The sequence below is a fragment of the Xanthomonas sp. 60 genome (assembly GCF_011761925.1).
The window spans coordinates 244,309-259,714 of record NZ_JAASQW010000004.1 but is presented as its reverse complement, the minus strand read 5'-3'; the positions used below and the strand labels follow the sequence as shown (position 1 = coordinate 259,714).

General features: G+C 57.2%; 13 protein-coding genes and 1 other RNA gene. 7 read left to right on the top strand and 7 right to left on the bottom strand.

The genetic code is table 11. The features are described from left to right. Positions 1-70 precede the first annotated feature (70 nt). A complete protein-coding gene (locus tag FHY09_RS10950) occupies positions 71-463 on the top strand; it encodes an outer membrane protein assembly factor BamE domain-containing protein (RefSeq protein ID WP_166926901.1) in 393 nt (130 codons plus the stop codon). 75 nt (positions 464-538) lie between these two features. Here FHY09_RS10950 and FHY09_RS10945 read toward each other — a convergent pair whose 3' ends face one another. Both FHY09_RS10945 and FHY09_RS10940 read right to left on the bottom strand, forming a co-directional pair. Further along, complete coding sequence (locus tag FHY09_RS10945) at positions 539-799, bottom strand: RnfH family protein (protein WP_166926900.1); 261 nt, start codon at positions 797-799, stop codon at positions 539-541. A 3-nt stretch (positions 800-802) separates the two neighbouring features. Then, complete coding sequence (locus tag FHY09_RS10940) at positions 803-1,231, bottom strand: SRPBCC family protein (RefSeq protein WP_166926899.1); 429 nt, start codon at positions 1,229-1,231, stop codon at positions 803-805. A 55-nt stretch (positions 1,232-1,286) separates the two neighbouring features. Here FHY09_RS10940 and smpB point away from each other — a divergent pair, with 55 nt between their 5' ends. From smpB to FHY09_RS10925, 3 genes are all read left to right on the top strand, one after another. Further along, positions 1,287-1,790: an SsrA-binding protein SmpB gene (smpB, locus tag FHY09_RS10935; protein ID WP_166926898.1), complete on the top strand. Its 504-nt coding sequence runs from the start codon at positions 1,287-1,289 to the stop codon at positions 1,788-1,790. A gap of 165 nt (positions 1,791-1,955) precedes the next feature. After that, positions 1,956-2,348, top strand: a transfer-messenger RNA (tmRNA) gene (ssrA, locus tag FHY09_RS10930). 300 nt (positions 2,349-2,648) lie between these two features. Further along, complete coding sequence (locus tag FHY09_RS10925; protein WP_208407775.1) at positions 2,649-4,073, top strand: site-specific integrase; 1,425 nt, start codon at positions 2,649-2,651, stop codon at positions 4,071-4,073. Positions 4,074-4,558: 485 nt separating this feature from the next. On the opposite strand, the gene FHY09_RS10920 is transcribed toward FHY09_RS10925, so the two are convergent. Next, on the bottom strand, positions 4,559-6,130 hold the full coding sequence (locus tag FHY09_RS10920; protein WP_166926896.1) for a MobA/MobL family protein: 1,572 nt from the start codon (positions 6,128-6,130) through the stop codon (positions 4,559-4,561). Positions 6,131-6,660: 530 nt separating this feature from the next. Between FHY09_RS10920 and FHY09_RS10915 the strand changes: the two genes are divergently transcribed. Then, positions 6,661-8,457, top strand: a complete 1,797-nt coding sequence (locus FHY09_RS10915; protein ID WP_166926895.1) for a DEAD/DEAH box helicase family protein — start codon at positions 6,661-6,663, stop codon at positions 8,455-8,457. 306 nt (positions 8,458-8,763) lie between these two features. Here the strand turns inward: FHY09_RS10915 and FHY09_RS10910 are convergent, their stop codons facing one another. The 3 genes from FHY09_RS10910 to FHY09_RS10900 are packed head-to-tail and all read right to left on the bottom strand — an operon-like array spanning position 8,764 to position 9,963. Further along, positions 8,764-9,300, bottom strand: a complete 537-nt coding sequence (locus FHY09_RS10910; protein WP_166926894.1) for a hypothetical protein — start codon at positions 9,298-9,300, stop codon at positions 8,764-8,766. A 35-nt stretch (positions 9,301-9,335) separates the two neighbouring features. After that, positions 9,336-9,635, bottom strand: a complete 300-nt coding sequence (locus tag FHY09_RS10905; RefSeq protein WP_166926893.1) for a hypothetical protein — start codon at positions 9,633-9,635, stop codon at positions 9,336-9,338. Between the two features lie 13 nt (positions 9,636-9,648). Beyond that, complete coding sequence (locus tag FHY09_RS10900; protein ID WP_456362783.1) at positions 9,649-9,963, bottom strand: hypothetical protein; 315 nt, start codon at positions 9,961-9,963, stop codon at positions 9,649-9,651. Between the two features lie 262 nt (positions 9,964-10,225). On the opposite strand from FHY09_RS10900, the gene FHY09_RS10895 reads away from it, so the two are divergent. Next, on the top strand, positions 10,226-10,558 hold the full coding sequence (locus FHY09_RS10895; protein ID WP_166926891.1) for a helix-turn-helix domain-containing protein: 333 nt from the start codon (positions 10,226-10,228) through the stop codon (positions 10,556-10,558). A 1,465-nt stretch (positions 10,559-12,023) separates the two neighbouring features. Then, positions 12,024-13,421 (top strand): site-specific integrase, encoded by a 1,398-nt coding sequence (locus FHY09_RS10890; RefSeq protein ID WP_166926890.1) that lies wholly within the window; start codon positions 12,024-12,026, stop codon positions 13,419-13,421. Between the two features lie 91 nt (positions 13,422-13,512). On the opposite strand, the gene FHY09_RS10885 is transcribed toward FHY09_RS10890, so the two are convergent. Beyond that, positions 13,513-14,850, bottom strand: coding sequence for a hypothetical protein (locus tag FHY09_RS10885; RefSeq protein ID WP_134968054.1), 1,338 nt, complete (start codon positions 14,848-14,850; stop codon positions 13,513-13,515). Positions 14,851-15,406 lie beyond the last annotated feature (556 nt).

The window sequence follows — 15,406 nt, the reverse complement described above, 5'->3', positions numbered from 1 at the left end:
GCCTCGGATTGGGTCGCGGTGGCACGCCGGGAGTGTATCATCGGTTCGTTTTCACCAACCGCCATTCCCGATGCGCAATCTCCTGCTGGTCGCCGCCGTTGCCCTGTCCACCACGGGCTGCGGCATCATCTACAAGCAACCCATCTATCAGGGAAATCTGATCCGGGAAGATGCCGTGTCCAAGCTCCAGGCTGGACAGAGCAAGCAACAGGTCACCGAGCTGCTCGGCACCCCGTCCATCGCCGATCCGTTCCACGCCCAGCGCTGGGACTACACGGCGAGCCAGCGGGTCAACCGCCTGGGGCGGACCGAGGTGAAGAACTTCACCGTGTACTTTGACAACGACGTGGTCAGCCGCTGGGATGGCGACTACTTCCCCTCGCAGGATGCCACCCTGGCCCGGGAGACCGTCCGCCAGTTCGGCCGCAACCTGCCGAAGGACAAGAAGAAGCGCGGACGCTGAGGCGCACGGTCGGTCTCCAGCGTACGGGAGGGGACGCCCGTCCCCACAGGTGCCGGCCGCATGGCCGGCACACTGCTATCTGGCGGCCCGGGCGCGGCGGCGGCGATTGTCCTTCGGATCGGCCAGCAACGGCCGCAGCAGTTCGATGCGGTCCCCGTGCTGCAGCTGCTGGGCAGGCTGCGCCAGGACGCCATGCACTGCGATGGCCGGGCACAGGATCGCCTCCTCGATCGCGGCCACGCGCAGCGCGTCGGCCACGGTGGCGTCTTCGGCCAGCTCCAGCGTCCGCTGGATCACCCGCTCCGGCCAGGCAAGCACCACATCGACGCGGATCACCGTTCAGCCCTGCTCGTCGGCTACGCGCACGAAATCGTTCACCATGCGGTCGGCCAGGCCCTTGAAACCGAGCGACAGCGCCGGGGTGAGCAGGCGCGAGGTCGGTTCGAAATCCAGCGACAGCGAAACCTTGCAGGCGTTCTCGGCCAGCGAATGAAACTCCCAGCGGCCATGCATGCGCTTGAACGGCCCCTCACGCAGCTTCATATCGATGCTGCTGGGCCGCACCAGCGCGTTTTCGGTCATGAACCAGGTCGTGAACGAGCCCAGGCCGAGGTCCAGGCGGGCGACGACGCGGTCCTGGCCCTGCTCGATGATCTGCGCATCCGAGCACCAGCGGAAGCGGCGTGGATAGGCGGCGACATCGTTGACCAGGTCGAACATGTGCGCGGCGGAATGCTCGACGAGAGCGCTACGGCGGATGATTGGCATTTCAGGTCTACTGCAGTGATCGACCCGGAGGCCCCGGATCGGAGAGAATAGGAAAATGAGCAAGAACAGCGGCAAGGATAAAGCAAAGGACGCGACGGCCAATAAGACCATCGCGTTGAACAAGCGTGCGCGCCACGAGTACCACATCGAAGAACGCTTCGAGGCCGGGCTTGCGCTGCAGGGCTGGGAGGTGAAATCGATCCGGGCCGGGCGCGGCAACATCATCGACGCCTACGCCTATGTGAAGCAGGGCGAGATCTTCCTGATCGGCGCGCAGATCACCCCGTTGATCCAGGCCTCCACCCATGTGGTGGCCGTGGACCGGCGTGAGCGCAAGCTGCTGCTGCACCGTCGCGAGATCGACAAGCTGGTCGGCAAGGTGGAACGCGATGGCTACACGATCGTGCCCACGGCGATGTACTGGAGCAAGAACAAGATCAAGCTCGAGGTCGCGCTGGCCAAGGGCAAGCAGGAGCACGACAAGCGCAACACCGCCAAGGACCGCGAGTGGGCGATCGAGAAGCAGCGCGTGATGCGCCGTGGCAACCGCGACGCTTGACTGCCTTGGATAGCGCGGCCGGCAACGAAGCTGCCGGACTTCGCTTCCAATTTCCGATCCTTTTCGTGACTATTCAGCCGAACAGGCGTAGCATCACTCGCGTTGGGCAGCCAGTGTCCCGTCGCATCGGATTCTGGCCAGTACTTGCAAGCATCTGTAGAAACCGGGGGTGCATTGGTTTCGACGGGGGTTGTGAAGTCGCTTGGCGCATGCCGAGGGGGTAGCTTTCCTCGTAAATCCAGCTGCAAAACTCTAGTTGCCAACGACGACAACTACGCTCCGGTCGCCCTCGCAGCCTAAAAACTGTGGTGTGTGACCTTCTGCCGACTTAGGCGGAGCCTCGAAACTGCTTGTGTCCATGCTCGCAGTGTAGAGTCATTATCATGGAATCGAGCCGGGCGGCTGCCTGTCAGTCCGGCACTAGAACACAGCAGGCTTGTCCCGGGATGTGCTTCGCACACCGTGCTGTTCCGGGGCGAAATCCAACGGTGAGCTAAGCATGTAGTGCTGGGGATGGAGTGCCTTCGGACGGCGGTTCAATTCCGCCCACCTCCACCATCTGTAAGCAGTTCAGCTGTATCTTGCTGATTCTGTTGGGTTTTGGCAGGGCGCGATACCGAAAAACGATCTTTCCAAAAGGATCTTTTGAGGTATCGCCCCTTGCCTAAGCCCTATCTTCTACGCCGACCTAGCGGACTTCATGTCCGCTTTCTTGTTCCTGTAGACCTGCGCGAGGCTATCGGCTCACGCTTCTTGGTCCGCCGCCTTCCTCCGTCTGCTGCTGACCTTGCCCGCCTCGTCGCGGCCCGCATGGCTGTGGCACTCTCCGAAGCATTCGAGCGCTGGAGGGGTAGCCGCATGGATGACAAGGATAGAGAAGACCTGCTGAAAGTCGTCAGCGGCTCCATCAACCAGTGGACCGGAAACATCCAGCTGCCGAATGGGACTAAGCTCACCGGCCTGAACGTCAATGGGCGAGAAGATGCTCAAGCACTTCTGGAAACGATCAGAGGCTTGGCGTTGCCTGAGCTCTCGGTTGTGGGACTGCCCAATGGACCCACCCGCGCAGATTTCACGCTATGCGACCGCATCGCCCTGTATCTGGCGGACCTGAGGAATGCCAAGACCTCACCCGGCAATCTTCTAGATAGTGAGAACACGCTCATCATCTTCCAGGAAGTTGCAGGACCTGACCTGCTGATGTCGAAGGTCGGGGAAGCTCAAGTCAGAGCGTTTCTGACAGGACTCCATCACTGGCCAAGCAATGCGAGGAAGAAGAGTGAATACAAAGAGCTGACTGCACCACAGATCATGGCCAAGGTCAGGCAGCAGAGAGATAAGGGCATCGTTGTTGCCGGTCTCTCAGATCGGACCCTCGGAAAGCACCGAGACCGGCTTGCCAGCTTCTTTAACGCACAAGTGGCCAGCGGCATCATCGCGCGCTCGCCCTTGGACGGGATCAAACGGCAGAACTCGGCACAATCTGTGGCTGCCCTGCCCCGCCGTCAGTTCACGATTGAAGAGATCAACAAGATCTTTGACCCAGAGAATTTCCTGCCTTGGGCTAAAGGGCGACCTGATCGCTACTGGGGCGTGCTGCTGGCGGCAGGCACCGGGGCGCGGGTCAACGAAGTTGGCCAGCTTTATGCGGAAGATGTTGCAGAAGTGAACGGCATCTGGGGGATCCACATCCGCGCCGTCCATCGCGACCAGAAGCTGAAGAATGCCAACTCGCTGCGCTTCATCCCACTACATCCCCGCCTCTTGGATGCTGGAATTCTCACCTATGCCCGCGATGTCATGGAGGCAGGCCATGAGCGCCTGTTTCCCCACCTGCCTTGGCATAAGAAGGCAGGCTACGGGGATGCCCTCGGAGATCAGTTCCGCGCCTATCTTGTTGGCTTGGGCATGATGCAGCCCGGCATGGGCTTCCACTCGTTCCGACATACTGCGAGCACTCGACTTCTCTACGCGGGGGTGCTTAGCTCTATTGCCGCAGCCATTACGGGGCACAAGGCGCACATGCCCGGCGAGCTCGGAACCTATGTAGATGTGCCGACACTCCAATCGCGCGCAGACGCCGTGGCGCTTCTCCCCGTTCCCGAAGGTCTGCCGGTCTATCAGCCGGGAGAGGCAGCGCAGTCTCTCAGGCAAGCGCAACTCAGAGCGAAGCGGAGGGCGGTCAATGCAGCTGCACGTGAACGAAAAGCGGTCGCTCTTGCCAAAAGCGCGCACTCCACGACGCCAGCAAGTCGCGTGAGGAAGCCATCGAAGGCGTCGTAGCGCCCGGGGGATCGCGGCGACAATGATTAGGCAACGCCATCAACTGGCGGAGGCGGCCCAGGATTGGGGTCAAAGTCTTGCGATCAACGCAAATGATGGTTTTATGAAAGCTCCCCCACGTTAGGAGCTTCATATGCCGTTAGAGAGAAAGTTGGCTATCGCTAGTCGAGTGCTGTGTCCGTTGATCGCACAAGACCGGACCCGAGACACTCAAGAGCGGATCGAGGACATCATCCATGCCCTCGAAATCGCCGACGAACTGATTAATCGATGCATGGTTCCAAAACCCCCGGCTGACGACCACACTCTGAAACCTGCCGTTAGGGTCAGAGAAGCCGTGGTAGAACGCGATCAGGTGCAGCTGAGCGACATGATCACAGAACGCCGTGGCGCAGTGTCCAAGCCCACTCGCGGGCCTACCTACCACTGAGTTTTCGAAACGAGGTTGGCTAAAGCCCCGGCTCGCCGGGGCCTTCGCTTGTCGGTCAGTGCAACCGGGCACCAGGCTCCTTGCTCTGCTTCATTGCCAGCAAGGCATCAGCAGGAATAGTCGCTGCGGGAGCATCAGTGGGCGCGTCCCCCAACACCGGATATCTACGCAGCAACACTTCACTCCAATTCTCCAGCTGCGAGAGGGACTCATCCGTCTGACGGTTATAGTCCTTCTGAGCGGCGGGGCCAGTGGCCTCGTGAGCGCGTTGATACTCCAGGCGCCCCAGTTCGAAAGCCCGAACCCGGCGCGCTCGGCGACGCGACCAATCCGACCGATTCAAGAGGCCCGGCCTTGGGTTCTGGCTTTCGAAGTTCTCCAAGGCAAATTCTGCTTGGGCCAATATGTGCTGGGCTCGATGTTCAGCTTTCAGCCTACGCTTGAAGCGTAGAGCGTCCCGCTTCAACTTCTTCAGTCGCACGAGCAGCTCTTCCAAGTCGCCACGGAGCTTGGGCGCCGATACATGAGCGGATATCAAAGCGGCACTGTTGCGCAGCAACCTGCGCGTGAATTTGAGCCTATCTCGAAGCGCCTCAATCCACGCCTCGGCCCAAATTTCTAACACAGCCTTCAACGCCTGCTTGGATGCGGTGGCCTGTGGCTGCCGCGCCTCGTCATCGGCAATCGCTTCAACTGGCAGACTTCCCTTCACCGCTTCAACCACAGGGCTCACCACGTCGGAAGACAGCATTGTTTGGATGGCAGGATGCGAAGGAGCCGCGCGCGGGCCGACCAAGATGGCTTGATCGGATGCCGGTTCCATCAATCTGCCCTGCTCCGCCAAGTCAGCGACGGCGCGATCCCAAGCAGCGCTGTTAGCCTGAGCAATTCCGTCATTGCCCTGCTTAAGGACTGTATCGGCGCCTCGGCGATGAAGCGCCGTCGCGTCTTTGCCCATGTGAAGTCCTGGAGCACGGGAAAGCTCCGCTGCTGTGAGCTCATCTCCTTGCTCTGCGGCCTCTGCCGCTTGGTCCTTAAGGCTACGGTGATCGACACGGGCCGAGATACCTGCAGCAGCAAGATGGGCATTGATGGCTTCCCCTACCATTGCCCGGATCCACTCGACTTCCCCTCGACCCGAAGGGCCGCCGTCTAATTCTCTGGTCTTGTCCTTCAGCCCCTCTGCGTCAACCCGCCTTGTAGTCGCCAAAATATGAACGTGGTAGTTAAGCCCGTCAGCGGTTTGCGGCTCATGGATGCTGGATTGGACAGCGAATCGGTAGCGCTGGACCAGACAGCGCGAAATCTCAGCCGCCAGATCTGAACGCTGCTCGTTGCTCAGTTCGTGTGGCAGCGCCACCTCGAACTCACGGGCAACGGTAGCGTCTTTTCGGCGCTCTGAGGCCTCTGCTGCGGGCCAGAGCTGCCGAGGATCGAAAGCCCAGTCAGGCGCCTCATCCGGCGCCAGGCAGCGGGTTTCGACTACGCCCCCACGCCTTCGGTAGTCGTGCCGGAGACCGGTGCGGTCATCGATGATGAGCAGGCCTGCGCGGTAGGCTGCTGCAGCGGTGGATGCGTGCCCCTGGGCACGGCTAAAGGTCTTTACTCTGGTGTGATAAATGGCCATTGATGCTCCTTGTTCTGGCCCCCGCACTTGCCTTTATGCCTACGATTTAGGCTTTGGCAAGCGCTTTTCCAAGGGGTCAAGGGGCACAGCCTCTTGCGCACGCATTGCCCGCAGGGCAATGCCTAAGTGCGCTCTTGCTAGCGCTTCGCTGTCTGCTTTGACCGTACTCCCGACGTGTATGGCCAAGTCTGGCCATGCCGAAAAGCACGCGGCGACGCGCCACAAAATGTGACAGGCATCAAACTATTGAACAGATGGGCTGCCTGAGGCAGGATCTCATGACTGAAGGGCGAATCAGCCAGGGAATTTTCAGGGGGGAGGTAAAATTTCGCAGGAGGCGTCAAGAAGCCCGGCAGATGTATCTGTCAGGATGATGATTGTAGCGCAGGATGAAAACGGCCAACAAATATGCCGACATCTACACGCGCGCGCAATGGACATCTCACGTCAGCCGATGCTGACAAATACGGCGCAGGGAGAATGCGCTGCCCAACTTCGCATGAGCAGAATACGTATCCAGGAGAACAAGCGTGTCTAGCCCGTTCCAAGATGTCGCACCCCGCATTACTGGAAATCCGAAGGTCAGAGAGCCGCAACAAGGAGCCTATGAGGCGCTAGCACAGCATGTAGCTGATGGCGTGGACATAAGAGAAGTTAGCGTAGTACTGCCAGTGGGTTGCGGAAAGTCAGGAACTATAACGCTGACTCCATTTGCGTATAAATCGAAACGAGCATTGATCATCGCTCCCGGCGTTGCGATTGCGACGCAGCTGGCAGCTGATTTCGACTTTAGCAGCGAGAAGCTATTCTATGCCCGCTGCGATGTCATGGACGGCCCTAATTATCCAGAACCAGTGGAAATAAGAGGCACCGATGCAAATCGAAGTGACCTTGACGCCGCACACGTTGCTATTACAAATATCCAGCAGATTTCCGGCGATGGGAACAAGTGGTTGCGAACGCTTCCTGCCGACTTCTTTGACCTGATCATTTTCGATGAGGGCCATCATAGCGTTGCAGCAACCTATGAGGCCCTGAAAGCAAAATTCCCTGCAGCCTCGGTCGTGAACTTCAGCGCCACGCCTCTTAGAGCTGATGGCCAGATGATGAGCGGTCCCATCGTTTACTCATACCCAATCTTCAAGGCGATCAGAGCGGGCTATGTTAAACAGCTCAAAGCAATCCAACTCAATCCGAAGACCTTACGCTATGTCAGGCGACCAGGCGATTCGGAGGTAGAAGTCTCCCTAGATGAGGTCCGTCGCCTAGGTGAGGAGGACGCGGATTTCCGCAGAAGCATCGTAACGTCCGAAGAAACGCTGAATACCATTGTTGATGCGTCCCTCCGGGAGCTCGACCGGCTCCGCAACTTGACAGGCGAGCCACGCCTAAAGGTAATCGCCTCGGCATTGAATTATGAGCATTGCATTCAGATTGTGGAGGCTTATCGCGCACGGGGAAGGAAGGCCGACTTTGTGCATTCCCGCGAGAGTAAAAAGAATGACCAAGTCATGCAAAGGCTGGCGAATCATCAACTGGACGTGATCGTACAGGTCAGAAAACTTGGCGAAGGGTTTGACCATCCGTTCCTGTCGGTAGCGGCGGTCCTTAGTGTGTTCTCCAACCTGTCTCCATTCGTCCAATTCGTTGGGCGAATCATGCGCGTAATCAAGCAAGATGCGCCTGGGGACGTTCTAAACCAAGGCAGTGTGATCTTTCATGCGGGCGGCAACATCGCCGCCAGGTGGGGAGACTTCCAGCAGTTCAGCGAAGATGACCAATCCTTCTTTGACCAGCTTCTTCCTCTTGAAGGCCTGGATCCTGCAGATCCCACGGAGCTCCGTGAGTATGCACCTCGCGACACTACCAATGGAAAGCCCGAGGTCAGGGAGCAATCCGAGGTGGAACTGCAGGAAATCCACCTACTAAAGCAGGAAGAGGAAGACGCCATTCGCCTGTTGAAGCAGAGCGGAATAATCCCGGCAGACTTTGATCCTACCACCCAAGCCCTCAAGCCCATCGCTGTCCCTAAGGCAGCAAAACGACAGGCCGCCAGAGACGCTCTTAACGAGCTTATTCAACTCCACGCAGGACGAATTCTAAATGAGCGCGGAATTAAACATGGCGGGCGAGAGTTGGATCACAGACGGCTTGGTCGCGACAACTACGTAGTGGTAGTCACCTCTCTCAACGAGGCGGCGAACACCTTGGTCGGCCGGAAGCCAAAGGAAAGAAGTGAGATGTCACAGGTGGAACTGGACACCATTCGGGGGCAGTTTGATGCCCTTACAGCAGGCGTTTGCAGGAAGCTGTTCGATGGCGACTAAGTCCTTGATAGTCTCAACAATGGTAGACAGGGCGAAGAAGGCCCACAACTGCCAAGCTAACAGTAAACATAGGATCGAACGCGGAGACATTCGACTAGGGGTGCGAAAAGACCGGGGCTGGGATCGATACTGTGTTGCTTGTGCGCAGAGCATGATCGAGCGCGGCTTATTGCGACTGGGAGAACTGAGCAAGTTGGAGCCTGAGGAAAGCGAAGACTAAGAAACAACATAGGTCCATCCTTCCGCACATGGAGGATGGACCACTCTGCTTTCCTGCCTACCTGCATTCGCTGGATTTGGTGCTGCTTAGATGGTCCGCGTTTCAGTAAGCCAAGCTTTCATCCTAGCGAACCATTCATCCCTCTCAGTCTCGTTGACAGCTGTGCTCTTGAGCCAACGGTCAGAGTGGCGGACGAACGGGACAAGCCAGAGCGGGTGAACAACGTCCCGGACTTGGACTTCCAGGCGATGGGTGATCACTCCCTTGTAGTTGTATTCCCCAGTGCGGATTGCGAGCACTTCAGATCGCCGCAGATAGCGCTCGCCCTTCCCAGGGTCCCGAACCCAGATGGCGTCCCTGCCGAGGTCCAAGGCAATGTGATCATGGGATACCGTGGGCTCAAACTCTTCAAGGCTATGCTTCTTCAGCTGGGGCGCTCGGCGCCGGAACAGCCACGGCAAGCCCCACAGTAGCGCAAGGGGCCAGAAGACCAGCTGCCCGAACAGCATCAGGCCGAAGACTGCTCCGTCAGCCGTCGTGCCCTCTTCGAACACCACGCTGCACAGCCACCACAGCGAGAGACCGGTGATGATCCAGCGGACTACCTTGAACAAGGTCCACATACGAGCTTCCTAGCGATGGTTGGGGAGGACCAGCGTCAGCGACGGTCTACGACAGTCCAGTTGCCGCCAACTTTGTCGATGACGAAAGTGCCGACAAGCTGCTGTTGCTCAATGCGAGTGCCCAACTGATATCGCGCGATTCCGGTCACACTACATGCATAGCCCGGGCTGTCCCCACGCACGCACTCTCCTACCTTCAAGTGCTCAAACGTCATCGTCGTTCCCGTCGCTTCCTTGAAATACACGGCCAAGGCCTTCTCAACATCGCCATTGCCGGGCCCACCAGAACAAGCCGCCAGCAGCGCAGCAACCGAAAGCATCCAGATCCTCTTCATCTCAGTTCCTTGATCAGTCGACAAGTAGGCAGTGACTGCCCTGATTCGTTGCAATGCCAGGCAGGACTTCGCTATCGATCACGGACCCAGCCTTATTGATGACGATCACGATCTGACTAGGCCGCGCAGAGGAGTCCTCCTCACGCTCGCCGAGGTAAGCCAGAGCGATGGCGTCCTTGAAGTCATAGACTTTGCCGAAGCCAATGACGCTATGCGCTTCGGGAGGCAGCAGAACCGGCTTTCCATCGAGCTTGATAGCGCGCTTGTAGTCCCGGCCTTCGACGTGGTCGATGCGGCCGATGCTGGTTCGGATGGGGCCAGTAGGCATTGCAGAGCCATGACCCGTGGCCCAGATGAACTCGGAGACCTCGGGCTTCCCTTTCCCCTCCCCCGGAAACTGACCGCTCTGCAGTTGGCACGACAGGCTCGGCGCAGCGTCGGCAGAAGCAGCGAACGCCAGAAGACCCAGAAATCCAAAGCACCTCATATCCATACGACAAGCTCTCCGACGAATATTTGCGTTGAACGCAAATGACCGGCTAAGCTTAGATCGGCACACTTCTGGGAGTCAACGTCTTTGTTGTTCTCGGATGCCCGCCCCTCAACCTACGCCTACTGTTCTTGGCCAACGTCTTCGCGCCGCCCGTGTGGCTAAGGGGTGGACACAGGCGCAGCTTGGGGAATTGCTTTTGGGCGTGGACGACCCGAACACGGTGGCTCCCCGCATCAGCCGTTACGAACGAGGCATGCACAAGCCCGATCTGGCGACCATTGAGAGACTTGCGGAACTGCTGGATCTGCCCGCGGCTTACTTTCTTGCTGCTTCGGACACAATGGCTGAAGCCATCTTGGTGCTATCGCAGCTTGATGACAGGAAGCAGAAGGAAGCACTGGTACTGCTAAAGCAGCTCGCTTCGCCTTAGCCTGTCAATGCATGTCTTCGGTCGGAATTCGGCCGGAGAGCACCTTGCAGAAGAAACCATCGTCCGCGATTTTTCAAGCGAATGACAGTGGTACTCTCTTTAAAGACCAGACGCGATACGGATCCATTAGTGCTTTCAGCCGGAACACCGATTAGAACAAGCATAGGTCTGGCGCGGTTGTCCAAGCAGGAGTTAATCTAGAAGCATCGGGAACGAGTCACAGGGGACTTGAAGGATGCAAGAAGCTCTGGATCGAAGAACCAATCACGAATACACCGCTTTAGAGATTTCGCTGCTCACGGAGGCCCAGCGGGAGACCTTTAGGGGCCACCTGAAGTGCTTGGGCTGTGAATCAACCGCTCACTTTCGCCGAGAGACCGATCCAAGTCCGGGAAGGAGGGGAAGAATTGCGCATTTCTATTGTCGTCCACATGCGGCCAACTGCAGCCTCATCCAGCGCAACGCAGATCCATGGGAAACAAATGAGAGTGATGCGACTGTTGCTCAATGGGTGGAACGCAATCAGACACTGATTGTCAGAATTCAGACACCAGTCGAATCTTCGGAGGTGAATTCTGAAGACGGCGAAGATGCTGACGAGGGCAGCAGAGCTGGCGGAGGCTCGGCCTCCCGAACACGCCGGTCGACGACTATATCTCGCGGGCCGCAACGGCTACTTGAACAATTAGTTCACTGGCCAAGCTTCAAAACAAGTCCAGTCCGGATACGGCTCCCAGATCCTGCTCATACGGAGGTGCCGGTCCATGACGCCTTTGTACGGTTTGAGGACGCCCGAGTCGATCTACATACGGAGCGTTGGCTTGGATTCTGGGGAATAGTGCGCTCTTTTAGCTTTTGGCCCCTTGGCAGTAGCTACTACTCAAACTTTGGCGCCGAAAACAGCAGCTTTCGCATCTCGATTCACCAGAGCCACGCCGATGCTATAGTGCAAAGGTATCGGCTAGAGAGCATTCATGACCTGGTTGGCCACCATCTCTTGCTCTTCGACCGTGCTCGCGAATCTGCATCAGGCCGCTTCACTGCAGACGTAAATTCAGTTCATCATGTTGGATTTGTCCGCAGTACGGATTAATGAGAATAGGTCGTCAGGCTCATGACCGCGAGCTAGTGTTACGACACACGTTCAGCAAAATTCGCCAGCACTTAAATAATGTGATAACGGTCGCAATGCCTAAATGCCATTAGTGTAAGAAAGCACGCTTAGGCGTAAGCACTCTAAAAATCGTACAGTACACAAATGACTGCAAGATAGAAGCGGTCACCCAAGGCAAACCATTACGCGACAAGGCTCCAAAAGGCACATTGGACTAATTCACCAGAAAAGTATTCGCGTTAATTTCTACGTTCCGGCGAATGCCTAAGCAACGCTCCAACCCTCTAGATCTCGTTTGACGAATCAAAGCTAGGCCTTAGCACTGCTCCCATCAACCACGGAGACAGTGCAGTGCCAAATACAGTAAAGAATTTCCTTAGGGACTTCCCGTTCAATCCAGACGCCGAGGACACGCTGCACCTTAAGGGCATCAAGATCGGACGCTTCCGGATTGATGAGCTGGTCATCACCGGACGCGAAGCAGCCATCCATGCGCAAGAAATCCTCAACGCTGCGATGGAGCGCTCCCGACGCTCTCGCATCAATGCCGCAGGAACGCGCTACCTTGAGCCACTCTCCGCAGGCCACCCCGCCCGCCTTCTGTCCGTAGAGATCAAGGACTACCTGGGGGACCGGGAACGCCGCTGCCTCGCACAAGAGACCATCGACTCCACGGCGCGCACGCTGCGGCTTCTCCAGATGACCTGCGGCGACATCCCCGTCTCTCGCATTGACCACCCGCACATCTACCGACTCTGGGACCTCATGCGCTGGTCACCTCCAGGCCTCTTCTCTGACCCCGCCTATCGAGGGATTAGCTATGAAGAAGCCATTGCCTGCGGCAAGGAGCTAGACGTTCCTCAGCTTGCTCCTGCAACACTTGAACGACATCGACGCTTCCTGGTCTCCTTCTTCAATCAGCTGGTCAAGACGAAAGCCATTGAAGCGTCTCCCATGGCTGCGTTCGCGGAGATCAAGAAAGACCTGGTCACCGATCCCAACAAGCCTGAGCGCCTCTTTGATGAGGAAGACCTAAGGCGCATCTTCGACCCAAAGACCTTCATTCCTTGGGCAAGCAAGTATCCGCATCGCTGGTGGCTTCCCATGATCGGCCTGTATACGGGCGCACGCATCAACGAAGTCGCTCAGCTGAAGGTGGCCGACATCGTCCAGGAGAGCGATGTCTGGTGCATCCGCATCCAGAAGACCGTAGATCCTGACCTAGCGAACCGGACCCGGCTCAGGAGTCGTCAAAGCCTAAAAGGCAAGGCCTCTATCCGGACCATCCCTATCCCGAAGCCGCTGCTGGACGCAGGCTTCCTAGACTTCATGGATGACATCAGAGAGTGCGGCCACCCTCGCCTCTTCCCACACCTATCCGCTGGTGTGAACCGTAAGACAGGTGAGACCAATGCTCGATATAGCCTGGCAGCGCTTAGCCAGTTCAGCCGCTACATGAAGGACCTTGGTTTCCCTAGAGGTGTTGGTTTCCATGCTTTCCGCCACACAATCGCCACCGAACTCCACCACCAGAACGTCCCTGACGAAGACATTGCTCTGATCACCGGCCACTCCGTCAGCAAGCGTGTGCCCGTGCTTCACGAGGCCTACTTCCACAAGAAGCCCGCCCTGATGCGCAGGAAGCAGATAGAGACTTTGGAGAAATACCGACCTGCAGTCGCGCTTCCGGTCTATGCCAAGGGGCAGTTCAAGCGTTGCTTGAAGGACAAGAAGAGGTTCTATCCATGATGGCGACCCCACGGGTGATTCGCAGTGAGCTCGCCCTGCTCGCCGCAGATGTTGCGGCGACCGTGAGAGGGTCCAACCGGAAAGCGGAACGTCATGGTTCTGATCCATCACCAGTAGAGGTTGCTAGCTTTTTCTCGATCACTGGCCACCCTGCCTTCTGATAGTCAACAGTGGTCCCGGCATAGCCAACGACATCAAACACCAATCTCTTGAAGGTCTCTATGCATATAAAAAATCGGTCGTACATTTTCTGATGCTCTTGGTCCGTGATTCCAAGCAGCTCTCCATGCGCAGCCTTGTGACGAATCTTGGTCCACGCCTCGAAGAGCTTTGGATTCAGAAGCCCGCGACGAATCATACTCTGGAAAACGCTCTTTATACCTGGTCGTTCTGCGTTCTCCTTACTCTTCGTCAAGAGCCTTACAATCCTCTCATCCAGATCGAGACCAGCGCTTGAAGCCGAATCAAGCGTCACTTCGATAAGCCGAGCAAACTCCAGATCCTTATCGTCGTTCGTCATAAACAAGCTTGCGAGCATGCCCTCAATAGAAGAGGAAAGAACCTGCGCTCCGTTCTCGATACCTTCTTGCTGGGCGTAGCAGATGCGGGCAAAGTGATGGAAGATGAATGTCTGTGCTCTACGGTCGCCTACTTGACGCTCGACGGAAATCCACGCCTCCAAAAACTCGTTCCAAGATATGGCATATCGCCACGCACGTGGAACAAAAGGGACCATCACTTTTCGATGAGGGTCGCGTCGCCACCCGAAGATCTCTACTACTTGCCGGTCGCCAAAGAAACGATACCCGCACATCGGCGAAAGTGGACGCCCACACAGCATCGCTACACCACGCAGGAAGTCCTCTGATCGTTGCTTGAAGCCCTCTTGGGGCGCATGGAACGAGAGTTCTGAATTTCCATGATGATCGACCACTCCCTTCCAGGAAGTCGAGCCACGCTCATGCTCCCACTTCTTCGAATGCGGTCGAGTCGGCATCTTCAGATCACCTGAAAAGTACCAGCCTTGGTATTCCTTCTCCAGTTCCTTTCGGGATGACTTCTGCTCCGCAACCAGGTTTGTTAGATTTGAAGTGAGCCTTAACTCTTGCCCTTGGTCTACGCCCAACATCTGACGCTGACACCGCCACCGTATTCCAAGCGAGTCGTGCCCCGAAATGTTATAGCGACTCCTGTCTTCCACCAATTTGCCGGGTTCCAAGTCGCTGAAAAGCTCTACGAATGGATCGAAGCGAGCGTCAACCTTCTGGCACAGGAGCGTGAATTCAATGCTTCCATCCTTCGCCTGGCTGACGACGCCAATCCCCTCGAAGACCAATGGCTCGTTCTCGACGCATTGCACCGCCTTGCAGTCAAATAGTTCTACTCGAAATTCGCCAGCGACAAGCTGATCTCTGATGTTCTCGAACATCCTACTGCTGACCGCTACAAGCTCACCGTCCGAAGTCGCGGTGCTCGATGTTTCTCCCATCCCTTCTGCCTCTCATAGGTTCATGGTGAATGCGTTCGAGTTCAGTCCTACAGCTAACGCAGCTACAGGACTAGTGGAGGCGCCATGTTAGACAAGCACCGGAAGATGAAGCGTACAACTGGCCGTATTTGCTGGCGAGAGGCTATGAAAAAAGAAGCCCCGCATCTGCGGGGCCCTAGACTTCAGTAGCCGTAACCGGATCGACGCTGCTGCGTCTTCGGCTGGTTGTAGGGGCTACCGTATGGATTACTCTGCGTCGGCTTGTAAGGATCTACAGTCCCGGACTTCCCGTTGTAGGGGTTGTAATTTCCTTGGGTGCTGTAGTTGTCCAGCTTGGTGGAGTTCGCATTGCTACGGTGGTGAGGCTGGACGTATGTACCGTCCGAACGATAGTGCCCCTTTACCGAATGGCTCTGAGCCGCAACGGAAAAAGAGGCCGCCAGAGCGAAGCCTGCGGCTACAGTCAGTGGAATCCTTTTCATATTTCCCCTTGAAT